The sequence below is a fragment of the Streptomyces sp. NPDC001890 genome (genome assembly GCF_042891445.1).
In the GTDB taxonomy this organism is placed as follows: domain Bacteria; phylum Actinomycetota; class Actinomycetes; order Streptomycetales; family Streptomycetaceae; genus Streptomyces.
The window spans coordinates 193004-206843 of the sequence record NZ_JBIATE010000002.1 but is presented as its reverse complement, the minus strand read 5'-3'; the positions used below and the strand labels follow the sequence as shown (position 1 = coordinate 206843).

The window sequence follows — 13840 nt, the reverse complement described above, 5'->3', positions numbered from 1 at the left end:
GGTCTTCCGCAGTGCCGCTCCCGATCGCCGACCCCTCGTGACGAGAGGTGGTACGCCCGGGTCCCCGGCCCCCACCGGAGGTGTCGTCAGCCGAAGCTTGGACGGACTCTGCGTATGTACGTTTTACGTGCGTCGCGCGAAGTGCTGCGAGATGCAGGGGGTCGTGCGTCAGCCCTGGCGCTGCTTGTGGCGCAGGTTGTCGCAGATGACCATGACCCGACCGTGACGGCGGATCACCTTGCACTTGTCGCAGATCTTCTTGACGCTCGGCTTGACCTTCATGGGATGTCAGGTTCTCCGGGTCAGTGCCGTCACCACGCGGAAGCGAGGTGGAGGCAAGATCTACTTGTAGCGGTAGACGATCCGGCCACGCGTCAGGTCGTACGGAGAGAGCTCCACGACGACCCGGTCATCCGGAAGGATTCGGATGTAGTGCATCCGCATCTTGCCGCTGATGTGCGCGAGGACCTTGTGACCGTTCTGGAGCTCCACCTTGAACATGGCGTTCGGGAGGGACTCGATCACGGTGCCCTCAATTTCGATGGCACCTTGCTTCTTGGCCACGCTTCGCCTTTCGAATCGGCTACCTTGATCGACTTTCGGCACAGCATGCGGACACACTGATGCACGAGAGCCGACGAGTCAGTCTACGTCAGCGGACCCCAAAAGACGAATCCGTCAAGTTTGCCCACCGAAGGAGATCCTTAGACCTCGACAAGCGGGTCAAATCCCCCGGCGCCGTCAGCCGAGCGGGTCCGGCGCCACCTCGATGCCGTACTGCGCCAGCCTGGCCCGGCCGCAGTCGGGGGCGGTCAGGACCAGGGGGCCCTGCTCGGTGAGGGCGATCGAGTGCTCCCAGTGGGAGGACCAGGTGCCGTCCGTCGTGATGACCGTCCAGTCGTCCTGGAGCACCTCGGTCTGCGCGGTACCGAGCGAGACCATCGGCTCGATGGCCAGGCAGACGCCGGGAACGAGCTTGATGCCCTTGCCGCGCTTGCGGGCGACGTAGTTCAGCAGGTGCGGGTCCATGTGCATCTCGGTGCCGATGCCGTGGCCGCCGTAGTCCTCGATGATCCCGTACTTGCCGGTGGCGGGACGGGGCTGGCGGCGGATGTAGGACTCGATCGCCTTCGAGATGTCGACGAGGCGGTTGTTCACCTTCATCGCGGCGATACCGGCCCACATGGACTCCTCCGTCACCCGGGAGAGCTCGACCAGCTCCGGAGCGTGACCGGTGCCCACGAAGGCCGTGTACGCGGCGTCGCCGTGCCAGCCGTCGACGATCGCGCCGGCGTCGATGGAGATGATGTCGCCGTCCTTGAGGACCGTCTTCTCGTCCGGGATGCCGTGGACGACGACCTCGTTGACCGAGGTGCAGATGGTCGCGGGGAACCCGCCGTAACCGAGGAAGTTCGACTTCGCACCGTGATCGGCGATCACCTTGCGGGCGACCTGGTCCAGGTCCAGCGTGGTGGCGCCGGGCACCGCCGCCTCGCGGGTCGCCGCGTGAATGGCAGCGACCACCAGCCCCGCCTCGCGCATCTTCGCGATCTGCTCGGGGGTCTTGATCTGCACCATTGCGCGGCGCCTCTCTGCATCGGACTGCATCGAACGGTGATGTCTGCGGCGTACTCACACAACGATACGGCGCAAACAGTCGGCCGCGGCGCCCATGGACGCCGCGGCCGACTGCACGAGTACTGCGGGTTCTGCGCTCAGCCCTTGTCGGACTTGAGAGCCTCCATCGCGCGCTCGGTCACATCGGTGACCTTGCCGAGCGCGGAGATGGTGACCACCAGGTTCTGGGCCCGGTAGTAGTCGATGATCGGCTCGGTCTGCGTGTGGTAGACCTCCAGCCGGGTGCGCACCGTCTCCTCGGTGTCGTCGTCGCGCTGGTACAGCTCGCCGCCGCAGACGTCGCAGACGCCCTCGGCCTTCGGCGGGTTGTACGTCACGTGGAAGACGTGCGAGCCGTCGTTCCGGCAGATACGGCGGCCGGCGATGCGCTTGACCACCTCGTCCTCGGGGACTTCGAGGTCCAGGACCGCGTCGAGCTTGGTGCCCTCGTCCTTGAGCATGGCGTCAAGAGCCTCGGCCTGACCCACGTTGCGCGGGAAGCCGTCCAGCAGGAAGCCGTTCACGGCGTCCGGCTGGGACATGCGGTCCTTGGCCATCCCGATGGTGACCTCGTCCGGGACCAACTTGCCTGCGTCCATGAAGGAGCGGGCCTGCTTGCCAAGGTCGGTGCCCTGGCTGATGTTGGCGCGGAAGAGATCGCCCGTGGAGATCTGCGGAATCGACAGGTTCTTGGCAAGGTACGCAGCCTGCGTTCCCTTGCCGGCACCGGGCGGCCCGACGAGGACGATTCGCATCAGCGGAGGAACCCTTCGTAATTGCGCTGCTGGAGCTGACTCTCGATCTGCTTCACGGTCTCCAGCCCCACACCCACGATGATCAGGATGCTCGTCCCGCCGAACGGGAAGTTGGCGTTCGCACCGCCGAAGCCTGCCAACGCCATCGTCGGCACAAGAGCGATCAGACCCAAGTACAGCGAGCCCGGCCAAGTGATCCTGTTGAGCACGTAGCTCAGGTACTCGGCAGTAGGTCGACCGGCCCGGATACCCGGGATGAACCCACCATACTTCTTCATGTTGTCGGCGACTTCCTCGGGGTTGAACGAAATCGCCACATAGAAGAAGGCGAAGAAAACGATCAACAGGAAGTACGCCGTGATGTAGTACGGGTGGTCGCCCTTGACGAAGTTGTCCTTGATCCATGTCGCCCAGCCCGCAGTGGAGTTGGAGAACTGGACGATCAGGGCAGGGATGTAGAGCAGCGAAGAAGCGAAGATGACGGGAATCACACCCGCCTGATTCACCTTCAGCGGAATGTACGTCGAGGTACCGCCGTACGACCTGCGGCCGATCATGCGCTTCGCGTACTGCACCGGGATACGGCGCTGGGCCTGCTCGACGAAGACGACGAGGCCCACCATCACGAAGCCGATCAGGATGACGGTGCCGAACTCGATCCAGCCGTCGGCCAGCTTGCCGCTGGTCTTGATGGCCCACAGGGCGCCGGGGAAGCTGGCGGCGATCGAGATGAACATCAGGATCGACATGCCGTTGCCGATGCCGCGGTCGGTGATGAGCTCACCGAGCCACATGACGGCCGCGGTGCCCGCGGTCATCGTGATGACCATCACGATGGTCGTGAAGATCGACTGGTTCGGGACGATCTGGTCGGCGACCGGGCAGCCGCTGAAGAGGGCGCCGCTGGTGGCGGTGGCCACCAGGCCGGTGCCCTGGAGGATGGCGAGCGCGACGGTCAGGTAACGCGTGTACTGCGTGATCTTGGCCTGGCCGGACTGCCCCTCCTTCTTGAGCGCCTCGAGTCGGGGGATGACCACGGTCAGCAGCTGAAGAATGATGCTGGCCGTGATGTACGGCATGATGCCGAGCGCGAAGATCGTGATCTGCAGCAGTGCACCACCACTGAACATGTTCACCAGGCCGAAGAGGCTGTTGTTGCCCTTACTGGCCTGATCAACACACATCTGGACGTTCTCGTAGCTCACTCCCGGGACCGGGATGTGTGCCCCGAGCCGGTAGATCACGATGATGCCGAGCGTGAAGAGCAGCTTCTTGCGCAGGTCGGGCGTCTTGAACGCCCGGGCGAACGCGGTGAGCACGGTGCCTCCTGCGACCCCCGCGCAGAGCGTAGAGGTGACGGTCTTGAGGATCGACGGATACGTAAAAGTCAAAGTCCCCGGGCGGCTGCCCAGGGGGGTACCACACAACAACGCACGCCACCTTACCGGCGACCATGCCCCCCTAGGAACGACCAACCGGGGATGCCCCAAATAAGAGGCATCCCCGGTCGGATGTTCAGGCCATCGAGTTGTCTCAGACGAGCTCGGTGACGGTGCCGCCGGCGGCGGCAATCTTCTCCTTGGCGGAGCCGGAGACGGCGTCAACCGAAACCTGCAGTGCCACGGAGATCTCGCCCTGTCCGAGGACCTTGACGAGGTGGTTGTTGCGCACCGCACCCTTGGCGACCAGGTCGGCCACGGTGACCTCTCCACCCTCGGGGTAGAGCGTCGCGAGCTTGTCCAGGTTCACGACCTGGTACTCGGTGCGGAACGGGTTCTTGAAGCCCTTGAGCTTCGGGAGACGCATGTGGAGGGGCATCTGCCCACCCTCGAAGCGCTCCGGAACCTGGTAACGGGCCTTGGTGCCCTTGGTGCCACGACCGGCGGTCTTACCCTTGGACGCCTCACCACGACCCACACGGGTCTTGGCGGTCTTGGCGCCCGGGGCGGGCCGGAGGTCATGGGCCTTCAGCGGCTTGTTCTCCGCCATGTCAGTCGACCTCCTCAACCGTCACGAGGTGGCGCACGGTGTGAGCCATGCCGCGGAACTCGGGACGGTCCTCCTTGACGACCACGTCGTTCAGGCGCTTGAGCCCGAGCGAACGCAGGGTGTCACGGTGGTTCTGCTTGCTGCCGATGTACGACTTCGTCTGCGTGATCTTGAGGCGAGCCATTACGCACCCGCTCCCGCACGCGCACGAAGCAGAGCCGCGGGGGCGACGTCCTCGAGCGGCAGACCGCGGCGGGCCGCGATCTCCTCGGGACGCTGCAGGCCCTTGAGGGCCTCCACGGTCGCGTGCACGATGTTGATCGCGTTGTCGGAGCCGAGCGACTTCGACAGGATGTCGTGAACGCCGGCGCACTCCAGAACGGCGCGCACCGGGCCACCGGCGATAACACCGGTACCGGGGGAAGCAGGCTTCAGCAGGACGACGCCCGCAGCCTTCTCGCCCTGGATCGGGTGAGGAATGGTGCCCTGGATGCGCGGAACCTTGAAGAAGTTCTTCTTGGCTTCCTCGACACCCTTGGCGATGGCCGCGGGAACTTCCTTGGCCTTGCCGTAACCGACACCGACGGTGCCGTCACCATCGCCCACCACGACCAGCGCGGTGAAGCTGAAGCGACGACCACCCTTCACAACCTTGGCGACGCGGTTGATCGCGACAACGCGCTCAACGTACGCGGTCTTCTCGGCGGCAGCTGCGCCGCCGTCACGGCCCTTCCGGTCCCGCCGCTCGCCGCCACCGGCACCGCTTCCGCGGCGCTGGGGTCCAGCCATTGGATTTACCTCTCTCTGTTACGTCCGCTGTGCGTAGGAACCGGGCTCAGAACTTCAGACCGGCTTCACGGGCGGCGTCAGCCAGAGCGGCAATCCGCCCGGCGTACTGGTTACCACCGCGGTCAAACACGACGGCCTCGACGCCTGCGGCCTTGGCGCGCTCAGCGACCAGGGCGCCGACCTGCTTGGCCTGGGTGCTCTTGTCGCCCTCGCCACCACGGATGGAGGCGTCCAGGGTCGACGCCGACGCGAGCGTGTGGCCCGCGATGTCGTCGATGACCTGAGCCACCATGTGGCGGTTGGACCGCGTCACGACCAAGCGCGGACGCTCCGGCGAACCGGAGATGTGCTTGCGGACGCGGATGTGGCGACGCTTGAGGGCGGCACGCTTGTAGGCGTCGCCCTTGGCGATCTTCACGCCGTATGCCATGGCTACTTACCAGCCTTTCCGACCTTGCGGCGGATGACCTCGCCGGCGTACTTGACGCCCTTGGCCTTGTACGGGTCAGGCTTCCGCAGCTTGCGGATCTTGGCCGCGGTCTCGCCGACCTTCTGCTTGTCGATGCCCTCGACGGAGAACTTCGTGGGGGACTCCACCTTGAAGGTGATGCCCTCCGGGGCCTCGATCAGGATCGGGTGGCTGTAGCCCAGGGCGAACTCCAGGTTGGAGCCCTTCGCCTGGACGCGGTAACCGACACCACTGATCTCGAGCGCCTTGGTGTATCCCTGGGTCACACCGGTGATCATGTTCGCCACCAGCGTGCGGGACAGGCCGTGAAGGGCCTTGTTCTGACGCTCGTCGTTCGGGCGGGTGACGCTGAGGAAGCCGTCCTCACCCTTGGTGACCTCGATCGGCGACGCGACGGTGTGCGTGAGGGTGCCCTTGGGCCCCTTCACCGCGACCGTGCGGCCATCGATGGTGACGTCCACACCGGCGGGAACCTGGATGGGGAGCTTGCCGATTCGCGACATGAGCTATTCCTCCGTTCCCGACTACCAGACGTAGGCGAGGACTTCCCCACCTACGCCCTTCTTGCTGGCCTGCTGGCCGGTCAGGAGACCGTGGGACGTGGAGATGATCGCCACGCCCAGGCCGCCGAGGACCTTCGGCAGGTTGGTGGACTTTGCGTATACACGCAGACCCGGCTTCGAGATGCGCTTGATGCCGGCGATCGAGCGCTCGCGGTTCGGGCCGAACTTCAGCTCGAGGACGAGGTTCTTGCCGACCTCGGCGTCCTCGACCTTCCAGCCGGTGATGAAGCCCTCCTGCTGGAGGATCTCCGCGATGTGCGACTTGATCTTGCTGTGCGGCATCACGACGGAGTCGTGGTACGCCGAGTTCGCGTTACGCAGACGCGTGAGCATGTCTGCGATGGGATCAGTCATGGTCATGAATTGGCCTTCGGCCTCTCTCGCCGGGGTTTCCTGTATGCGCCATCCCTCTCCCCACTCAGAGGCAGGACGGGTGCGGTGCGGGGACCTACGGCGTAGTAAGTCGGTCTTGGGCGGCAGGCGCCCAACCCCACAAGCCTACGGCATGTGAGGGCGGGCTCCTGCCGACCAGATGCTTACCGAGAGCTTCCGTCAATTCCCAACGCCCGGAGGGCGAAGGAGAATTACCAGGAGCTCTTGGTCACGCCCGGCAGCTCGCCACGGTGAGCCATCTCACGAAGGCACACGCGGCACAGGCCGAACTTGCGGTAGACGGAGTGGGGCCGGCCGCAGCGCTGGCAGCGGGTGTACCCGCGAACGCCGAACTTCGGCTTACGGGCGGCCTTAGCGATCAGAGCCTTCTTCGCCACGGTCAGTTCTCCTTGAACGGGAAGCCGAGGTGACGAAGGAGGGCACGACCCTCGTCGTCGTTGGTCGCCGTGGTGACCACGGTGATGTCCATGCCCCGGACCCGGTCGATCTTGTCCTGGTCGATCTCGTGGAACATGACCTGCTCCGTGAGACCGAAGGTGTAGTTGCCACGGCCGTCGAACTGCTTCGGCGACAGACCACGGAAGTCACGGATACGCGGCAGCGCGAGCGACAGCGTACGGTCCAGGAACTCCCACATGCGGTCACCACGGAGGGTGACGTGGCAGCCGATCGGCTGACCCTCGCGCAGCTTGAACTGCGCGATGGACTTGCGGGCCTTGGTCACGGCCGGCTTCTGACCGGTGATCGTGGTGAGGTCGCGCACGGCGCCGTCGATCAGCTTGGAGTCGCGGGCGGCGTCGCCCACACCCATGTTGACCACGATCTTGACCAGACCGGGGATCTGCATGACGTTCTCGTACGAGAACTCCTCACGCAGCTTGCCGGAGATTTCCTCGCGGTACTTCGTCTTCAGACGCGGAGTGGTGGTGGTAGCCATCAGATGTCCTCACCCGTCCGCTTGGCAACGCGGATCTTGTTGCCTTCGTCGTCGAAGCGGTAACCGACGCGCGTGACGACCTTGTTGCCGTCCTTCTCCACGACGAGCTGAACGTTGCTCACGTGGATGGGGGCCTCGGTCGTGACGATGCCACCGGTCTGCGAACCGCGAGCGGTCTGACCGGCCTTGGTGTGCTTCTTGACCCGGTTGACACCCTCGACGAGGACGCGGTCCTGAGCGGGGTAGGCCACGATGACCTTGCCCTGCTTGCCCTTGTCCTTACCGGTGATGACCTGAACCAGGTCGCCCTTCTTGATCTTCATGCTTACAGCACCTCCGGCGCGAGCGAGATGATCTTCATGAACTTCTTCTCGCGCAGTTCCCGGCCCACCGGGCCGAAGATGCGGGTGCCGCGGGGGTCACCGTCGTTCTTCAGAATGACGGCGGCGTTCTCGTCGAAGCGGATGTACGAGCCATCCTGACGGCGACGCTCCTTGACGGTGCGAACGATGACGGCCTTGACGACGTCACCCTTCTTCACGTTGCCACCGGGGATCGCGTCCTTGACGGTGGCGACGATGACGTCACCGATGCCCGCGTAGCGGCGACCCGAACCACCGAGAACACGGATGGTGAGGATTTCCTTCGCACCCGTGTTGTCGGCGACGCGAAGTCGCGACTCCTGCTGGATCACGTCTATCTCCTGATCGTCTGCCGGTTCCCGGCGGGGGCCGCTCCGTCACCGGAACGAGCCCCCGCCGAGCCTGGCGGAACTTGCCTGAGGGGAATGCCCCTCAGGAATTACTTGGCCTTCTCGAGGATCTCGACGACGCGCCACCGCTTCGTGGCGGACAGCGGCCGGGTCTCCATCAGGAGGACGCGGTCGCCGACGCCGGCGGCGTTCTGCTCGTCGTGCGCCTTGAGCTTGTTCGTACGGCGGATGACCTTGCCGTACAGCGCGTGCTTGACACGGTCCTCGACAGCGACGACGACGGTCTTGTCCATCTTGTCGCTGACGACCAGACCCTCACGGGTCTTGCGGAAACCGCGGTCGGTGTTCGTCTCAGTCACAGTCTTCTCGCTCATCAGACGCTCTCCACCGTCTCGATGCCCAGCTCGCGCTCGCGCATCAGGGTGTAGATCCGGGCGATGTCCTTACGGACGGACTTGAGCCGACCGTGGTTCTCGAGCTGCCCGGTCGCCGCCTGGAAGCGGAGGTTGAACAGCTCTTCCTTGGCCTCGCGGAGCTTGTTGAGCAGCTCCTCGTTGCCCAGCTCGCGCAGCTCGGACGCCTTGGTTCCGGCCGACATCACGCCTCACCTGCCTCGCGCCGAACGATGCGGCACTTCATCGGAAGCTTGTGAGCAGCGCGGGTGAGCGCCTCACGAGCAATCTTCTCGTTCGGGTAGGACAGCTCGAACATCACGCGACCCGGCTTGACGTTCGCGATCCACCACTCGGGAGAACCCTTACCGGAACCCATGCGGGTCTCGGCCGGCTTCTTCGTCAGGGGACGGTCCGGGTAGATGTTGATCCAGACCTTGCCGCCACGCTTGATGTGACGGGTCATCGCGATACGAGCTGCCTCGATCTGGCGGTTCGTCACGTACGCCGGGGTCAGCGCCTGGATGCCGTACTCGCCGAACGCAACCTGCGTGCCACCCTTGGACATACCGCTGCGCTTCGGGTGGTGCTGCTTGCGGTGCTTGACCCTACGGGGGATCAGCATTTCGGTCAGGCCTCCGTTCCGGTGCTCTCGGCAGCCGGAGCGGCAGCGGCGGGAGCCTCGGCCTTGGGGGCCTCGGTCTGAGCCGACTGCTGCTGCGGCTTGCGACCGCGACCGCCACGCTCGCCACCGCGGCCACCACGGCCGGCCGGGCGGTCAGCGCCGCCACGGGCCGGGCGGTTGCCTGCGCGGGCAGCGGCGTTCTCGGCGCGGACCTCGGCGATGTTCTTGACGTCGCCCTTGTAGATCCAGACCTTCACGCCGATGCGGCCGAAGGTCGTCTTGGCCTCGAAGAAGCCGTAGTCGACGTTCGCGCGGAGCGTGTGCAGGGGCACACGGCCCTCGCGGTAGAACTCCGAGCGGGACATCTCGGCGCCGCCGAGGCGGCCACCGCACTGGATCTTGATGCCCTTGGCGCCGGCCTTCATCGAGCTCTGCATGCTCTTGCGCATGGCCCGACGGAAGGAGACGCGGGAGGAGAGCTGCTCGGCGACGGCCTGGGCCACCAGCTGAGCGTCCACCTCGGGGTTCTTGACCTCGAGGATGTTCAGCTGGACCTGCTTGCCGGTCAGCTTCTCCAGCTCGCCACGGATGCGGTCGGCCTCGGCGCCGCGGCGGCCGATGACGATGCCCGGGCGGGCGGTGTGGATGTCAACGCGGACGCGGTCGCGGGTGCGCTCGATCTCGACCTTCGAGATGCCGGCCCGCTCCATGCCCTTCGTCATCATGCGACGAATGGCGACGTCTTCCTTGACGTAGTCCTTGTACAGCTTGTCGGCGTACCAACGGGACTTGAAGTCCGTGGTAATGCCGAGCCGGAACCCGTGCGGGTTTACCTTCTGGCCCATTACCGGGTTCCTTCCTTGCTGCTGACGACCACGGTGATGTGGCTGGTCCGCTTACGGATCCGGTAGGCACGGCCCTGAGCACGCGGACGGAACCGCTTCAGGGTCGGGCCCTCGTCCACGTACGCCTCGCTGATGACCAGCGAAGAGGCGTCGGTGTGGTCGTAGTTGTGTGCGGCGTTGGCGATGGCGCTGTCCAGCACCTTGCCAACCGGCACGCTCGCGGCCTGCGGGGCGAAACGCAGGACCGCCTGAGCCTCCGTGGCATCCATGCCACGGATGAGGTCCACCACGCGGCGGGCCTTCATGGGCGTGACGCGGATGTACCGCGCCTGGGCCCTGGCTTCCATGGTTGTCCCTTCGGTGTAAGTCATAGTCGTTTCCACCCCGCGGTTAGCGGCGCTTCGACTTCCGGTCGTCCTTGACGTGGCCGCGGAAGGTGCGAGTCGGCGAGAACTCGCCGAGCTTGTGGCCGACCATCGACTCGGTGACGAACACCGGGACGTGGATCTTGCCGTTGTGCACCGCGATGGTGTGACCCAGCATGGCCGGGACGATCATCGAGCGACGGGACCAGGTCTTGATGACGTTCTTGGTGCCTGCCTCGTTCTGAACTTCCACCTTCTTGATGAGGTGGCCGTCGACGAAGGGCCCCTTCTTGAGACTGCGCGGCATCTAAACCCGCTCCTAGCGCTTCTTGTTCGTCTTGCGGCGGCGGACGATGTACTTGTTCGATGCCTTCTTCGGCGAACGAGTACGACCCTCCTTCTGACCCCACGGCGAGACCGGGTGGCGACCACCGGAGGTCTTGCCCTCACCACCACCGTGCGGGTGGTCAACCGGGTTCATCGCGACACCGCGGACGGTCGGGCGAACGCCCTTCCAGCGCATACGGCCGGCCTTGCCCCAGTTGATGTTCGACTGCTCGGCGTTGCCGACCTCGCCGATGGTGGCGCGGCAGCGGGCGTCGACCAGGCGGATCTCACCCGACGGCATACGAAGGTGGGCCATGGTGCCCTCCTTCGCCAGCAGCTGCACGGAGGCACCCGCGGAACGGGCGAACTTCGCGCCGCCGCCGGGCCGCAGCTCGATGGCGTGGATGGTCGTACCGACCGGGATGTTGCGCAGCGCCAGGTTGTTGCCGGGCTTGATGTCGGCGGCCGGGCCGTTCTCGACACGGTCGCCCTGCGCCAGGCCACGCGGCGCGATGATGTAGCGCTTCTCGCCGTCCGCGTAGTGCAGGAGCGCGATGCGCGCGGTGCGGTTGGGGTCGTACTCGATGTGCGCGACCTTGGCCGGCACGCCGTCCTTGTCGTGACGACGGAAGTCGATCACTCGGTAGGCGCGCTTGTGGCCACCGCCCTGGTGGCGAACGGTCACACGACCGGCGTTGTTACGGCCGCCCTTGCTGTGCAGGGGGCGGACCAGCGACTTCTCCGGCGTGGACCGCGTGATCTCGACAAAGTCGGCGACGCTGGAGCCACGACGGCCCGGGGTCGTCGGCTTGTACTTGCGGATACCCATTTCTCAGTCCTCGTCCGATTCCGGACGACTCGACCTCCGTCAGGAGGTCGGGCCGCCGAAGATGTCGATACGGTCGCCCTCGGCGAGGGTCACGATGGCGCGCTTGGTGTCAGCACGCTTGCCGAAACCGGTGCGGGTGCGCTTGCGCTTGCCCTGCCGGTTGATCGTGTTGACCCCGGTGACCTTGACCGAGAAGACCGCTTCCACGGCCTGCTTGATCTGGGTCTTGTTGGAGCCGGGCGCGACGATGAACGTGTACTTGTTCTCGTCGAGCAGCGCGTAGCTCTTCTCGGAAACGACCGGCTTGACGAGAACGTCGCGCGGGTCCGAGTAGGTCTTGCTGGTAACGGTCGCCTCGCTCATCAGGCGTCGCTCCCTTCGGTCTCAGCGGTCTGGGGGCCAGACACGAAGGACTCGAGGGCGGCCTGGGTGAAGACCACGTCGTCAGAGACGATCACGTCGTACGTGTTCAGCTGGCCCGGCTCCAGGATGTGCACCTGGGGCAGGTTGCGGGCGGACAGCCACGCGGCCTCGTCGGCACGCTCGACGACCAGGAGCAGGTTCTTGCGCTCCGAGATCTTGCCGAACAGCGTCTTGGCGGCCTTCGTGGAGACTGCACCGTCGACCACGCCGGTGACGACGTGGATGCGGGAGTGACGGGCCCGGTCGGAGAGGGCACCACGCAGGGCGGCGGCCTTCATCTTCTTCGGGGTCCGCTGCGAGTAGTCACGCGGCTGCGGGCCGTGGACGACGCCACCGCCGGCGAACTGCGGCGCACGGGTCGAACCCTGGCGCGCGCGGCCGGTGCCCTTCTGGCGGTACGGCTTGCGGCCACCACCACGGACTTCGCCGCGGGTCTTGGTCTTGTGCGTGCCCTGACGGGCAGCTGCCAGCTGTGCGACGACGACCTGGTGGATCAGCGGAACGCTGGTCTTCGCGTCGAAGATCTCCGCGGGGAGCTCGACGGTACCGGCCTTGTCGCCTGCCGGCGAAAGGATGTCAATGGTGCTCATTACCTCAAGCCCCCTTGGCCGCGGTACGGACCAGGACGAGGCCGCCGTTCGGACCGGGGACTGCGCCCTTGATGAGGAGCAGACCCTTCTCCGCGTCAACCGCGTGGATGGTCAGGTTCTGGGTGGTGACACGCTCGTTGCCCATGCGACCCGCCATGCGCATGCCCTTGAAGACACGGCCGGGGGTGGCACAGCCACCGATGGAGCCGGGCATGCGGTGCACACGGTGGGCACCGTGGGACGCCTTGCCACCCTTGAAGTTGTGACGCTTCATCACACCGGCGAAGCCCTTGCCCTTGCTCTTGCCCGTGACGTCGACCTTGACGCCGGACTCGAACACCTCGGCAGTGACCTCCTGGCCCAGCGTGTACTCGCTGGCGTCAGGGGTGCGGAGCTCCACCAGGTGGCGGCGCGGGGTCACGTCGGCCTTGGCGAAGTGGCCCTTGAGGGGCTTGTTCACCTTGCGGGGGTCGATCTCGCCGAAGGCGATCTGGACTGCCTCGTAGCCGTCGTTGTCGTTGGTGCGGACCTGGGTGACGACGCAGGGCCCGGCCTTGACGACGGTCACCGGGACGACCCGGTTGTTCTCGTCCCAGACCTGGGTCATGCCGAGCTTCTCGCCCAGGACGCCCTTAATGTTCTTAGCCATCTCGCGCGTCACCTCAGAGCTTGATCTCGATGTCGACGCCCGCCGGCAGGTCGAGACGCATCAGCGAGTCAACCGTCTTCGGCGTGGGGTCGAGGATGTCGATGAGGCGCTTGTGCGTGCGCATCTCGAAGTGCTCGCGCGAGTCCTTGTACTTGTGCGGCGACTTGATGACGCAGTACACGTTCTTCTCAGTGGGCAGCGGCACCGGGCCCGCGACCGACGCACCAGTGCGGGTCACCGTCTCGACGATCTTCTTCGCCGAGGAGTCGATGACCTCGTGGTCGTAGGCCTTGAGCCGGATGCGGATCTTCTGTCCCGCCATGGCTACTAGTAGTCCTGTCTCTCATAACGCTCTGGAACCCGGGGGTTCTAACGACTCCACCTCCGACCCACGCGGTCGGGCGTGTCGCATCCCCTCTACGCAGATCTCCCGAAGGATTTCCCAACCAAGGGGGTGCGGGCCCGAGGACCGCAGGACCGGGGGCGGAACACCCACCGGGTGCCTGGCCGGTGCCCCACTGACGCTTCCCGGAAGATTCCCGTACGTCCGACCCGAGGGGTCGACGAGTAC

At 65.5% G+C, this 13840-nt stretch carries 26 protein-coding genes; all 26 read right to left on the bottom strand.

Annotated elements, in window-relative coordinates; all coding sequences use genetic code 11:
- Positions 1 to 168: 168 nt before the first annotated feature.
- Complete coding sequence (gene rpmJ, locus ACFYY1_RS07070) at positions 169 to 282, bottom strand: 50S ribosomal protein L36 (protein ID WP_003956441.1); 114 nt, start codon at positions 280 to 282, stop codon at positions 169 to 171.
- 60 nt (positions 283 to 342) lie between these two features.
- A complete protein-coding gene (infA, locus tag ACFYY1_RS07065; protein ID WP_003956442.1) occupies positions 343 to 564 on the bottom strand; it encodes a translation initiation factor IF-1 in 222 nt (73 codons plus the stop codon).
- A gap of 177 nt (positions 565 to 741) precedes the next feature.
- Entirely contained in the window at positions 742 to 1578 is an 837-nt protein-coding gene (gene map / locus ACFYY1_RS07060) for a type I methionyl aminopeptidase (RefSeq protein WP_376425377.1), read from the bottom strand.
- Between the two features lie 137 nt (positions 1579 to 1715).
- Entirely contained in the window at positions 1716 to 2372 is a 657-nt protein-coding gene (locus ACFYY1_RS07055) for an adenylate kinase (protein WP_358944316.1), read from the bottom strand.
- Complete coding sequence (gene secY / locus ACFYY1_RS07050) at positions 2372 to 3691, bottom strand: preprotein translocase subunit SecY (protein ID WP_388583425.1); 1320 nt, start codon at positions 3689 to 3691, stop codon at positions 2372 to 2374. The genes ACFYY1_RS07055 and secY overlap by 1 nt, the downstream gene beginning before the upstream one ends.
- Before the next feature lie 214 nt (positions 3692 to 3905).
- Positions 3906 to 4361, bottom strand: coding sequence for a 50S ribosomal protein L15 (rplO, locus tag ACFYY1_RS07045; protein ID WP_018550610.1), 456 nt, complete (start codon positions 4359 to 4361; stop codon positions 3906 to 3908).
- Between the two features lies 1 nt (position 4362).
- The gene (gene rpmD / locus ACFYY1_RS07040; protein ID WP_030914154.1) at positions 4363 to 4545 is read right to left on the bottom strand and encodes a 50S ribosomal protein L30; all 183 of its coding nucleotides are present in this window, start codon (positions 4543 to 4545) and stop codon (positions 4363 to 4365) included.
- On the bottom strand, positions 4545 to 5150 hold the full coding sequence (gene rpsE / locus ACFYY1_RS07035; RefSeq protein ID WP_072485533.1) for a 30S ribosomal protein S5: 606 nt from the start codon (positions 5148 to 5150) through the stop codon (positions 4545 to 4547). The genes rpmD and rpsE overlap by 1 nt, the downstream gene beginning before the upstream one ends.
- Before the next feature lie 46 nt (positions 5151 to 5196).
- On the bottom strand, positions 5197 to 5580 hold the full coding sequence (gene rplR / locus ACFYY1_RS07030; protein WP_072485534.1) for a 50S ribosomal protein L18: 384 nt from the start codon (positions 5578 to 5580) through the stop codon (positions 5197 to 5199).
- Positions 5581 to 5582: 2 nt separating this feature from the next.
- Positions 5583 to 6122 carry a 50S ribosomal protein L6 gene (rplF, locus tag ACFYY1_RS07025; RefSeq protein WP_266747962.1) on the bottom strand — a complete coding sequence of 180 codons (540 nt, stop codon included), beginning with the start codon at positions 6120 to 6122 and terminating at the stop codon, positions 5583 to 5585.
- Between the two features lie 21 nt (positions 6123 to 6143).
- On the bottom strand, positions 6144 to 6542 hold the full coding sequence (gene rpsH / locus ACFYY1_RS07020; protein ID WP_037688013.1) for a 30S ribosomal protein S8: 399 nt from the start codon (positions 6540 to 6542) through the stop codon (positions 6144 to 6146).
- 224 nt (positions 6543 to 6766) lie between these two features.
- Positions 6767 to 6952 (bottom strand): type Z 30S ribosomal protein S14, encoded by a 186-nt coding sequence (locus ACFYY1_RS07015; protein WP_003948630.1) that lies wholly within the window; start codon positions 6950 to 6952, stop codon positions 6767 to 6769.
- Between the two features lie 2 nt (positions 6953 to 6954).
- Positions 6955 to 7512: a 50S ribosomal protein L5 gene (gene rplE / locus ACFYY1_RS07010; protein ID WP_072485537.1), complete on the bottom strand. Its 558-nt coding sequence runs from the start codon at positions 7510 to 7512 to the stop codon at positions 6955 to 6957.
- Positions 7512 to 7835 (bottom strand): 50S ribosomal protein L24, encoded by a 324-nt coding sequence (rplX, locus tag ACFYY1_RS07005; protein WP_003966949.1) that lies wholly within the window; start codon positions 7833 to 7835, stop codon positions 7512 to 7514. Before rplX ends, rplE begins: the two co-directional genes overlap by 1 nt.
- A 2-nt stretch (positions 7836 to 7837) precedes the next feature.
- Positions 7838 to 8206 carry a 50S ribosomal protein L14 gene (rplN, locus tag ACFYY1_RS07000; protein WP_003966950.1) on the bottom strand — a complete coding sequence of 123 codons (369 nt, stop codon included), beginning with the start codon at positions 8204 to 8206 and terminating at the stop codon, positions 7838 to 7840.
- A gap of 107 nt (positions 8207 to 8313) precedes the next feature.
- Positions 8314 to 8598, bottom strand: coding sequence for a 30S ribosomal protein S17 (gene rpsQ / locus ACFYY1_RS06995; RefSeq protein ID WP_030977953.1), 285 nt, complete (start codon positions 8596 to 8598; stop codon positions 8314 to 8316).
- Positions 8598 to 8822: a 50S ribosomal protein L29 gene (gene rpmC / locus ACFYY1_RS06990; protein WP_014047786.1), complete on the bottom strand. Its 225-nt coding sequence runs from the start codon at positions 8820 to 8822 to the stop codon at positions 8598 to 8600. The genes rpsQ and rpmC overlap by 1 nt, the downstream gene beginning before the upstream one ends.
- A complete protein-coding gene (rplP, locus tag ACFYY1_RS06985) occupies positions 8822 to 9241 on the bottom strand; it encodes a 50S ribosomal protein L16 (protein ID WP_072485538.1) in 420 nt (139 codons plus the stop codon). Before rplP ends, rpmC begins: the two co-directional genes overlap by 1 nt.
- Before the next feature lie 5 nt (positions 9242 to 9246).
- Entirely contained in the window at positions 9247 to 10086 is an 840-nt protein-coding gene (gene rpsC / locus ACFYY1_RS06980; RefSeq protein WP_072485539.1) for a 30S ribosomal protein S3, read from the bottom strand.
- Positions 10086 to 10433 (bottom strand): 50S ribosomal protein L22, encoded by a 348-nt coding sequence (gene rplV / locus ACFYY1_RS06975; protein WP_004571827.1) that lies wholly within the window; start codon positions 10431 to 10433, stop codon positions 10086 to 10088. Before rplV ends, rpsC begins: the two co-directional genes overlap by 1 nt.
- Before the next feature lie 43 nt (positions 10434 to 10476).
- Entirely contained in the window at positions 10477 to 10758 is a 282-nt protein-coding gene (gene rpsS / locus ACFYY1_RS06970) for a 30S ribosomal protein S19 (protein WP_093540761.1), read from the bottom strand.
- A gap of 12 nt (positions 10759 to 10770) precedes the next feature.
- Complete coding sequence (rplB, locus tag ACFYY1_RS06965; protein ID WP_376625345.1) at positions 10771 to 11607, bottom strand: 50S ribosomal protein L2; 837 nt, start codon at positions 11605 to 11607, stop codon at positions 10771 to 10773.
- Positions 11608 to 11646: 39 nt separating this feature from the next.
- Positions 11647 to 11970: a 50S ribosomal protein L23 gene (rplW, locus tag ACFYY1_RS06960; RefSeq protein WP_003966958.1), complete on the bottom strand. Its 324-nt coding sequence runs from the start codon at positions 11968 to 11970 to the stop codon at positions 11647 to 11649.
- Positions 11970 to 12620, bottom strand: a complete 651-nt coding sequence (gene rplD / locus ACFYY1_RS06955; protein WP_266730369.1) for a 50S ribosomal protein L4 — start codon at positions 12618 to 12620, stop codon at positions 11970 to 11972. Before rplD ends, rplW begins: the two co-directional genes overlap by 1 nt.
- A 4-nt stretch (positions 12621 to 12624) precedes the next feature.
- Positions 12625 to 13269 (bottom strand): 50S ribosomal protein L3, encoded by a 645-nt coding sequence (rplC, locus tag ACFYY1_RS06950; RefSeq protein ID WP_072485542.1) that lies wholly within the window; start codon positions 13267 to 13269, stop codon positions 12625 to 12627.
- 13 nt (positions 13270 to 13282) lie between these two features.
- A complete protein-coding gene (gene rpsJ, locus ACFYY1_RS06945; protein ID WP_003948644.1) occupies positions 13283 to 13591 on the bottom strand; it encodes a 30S ribosomal protein S10 in 309 nt (102 codons plus the stop codon).
- Positions 13592 to 13840: the final 249 nt, after the last annotated feature.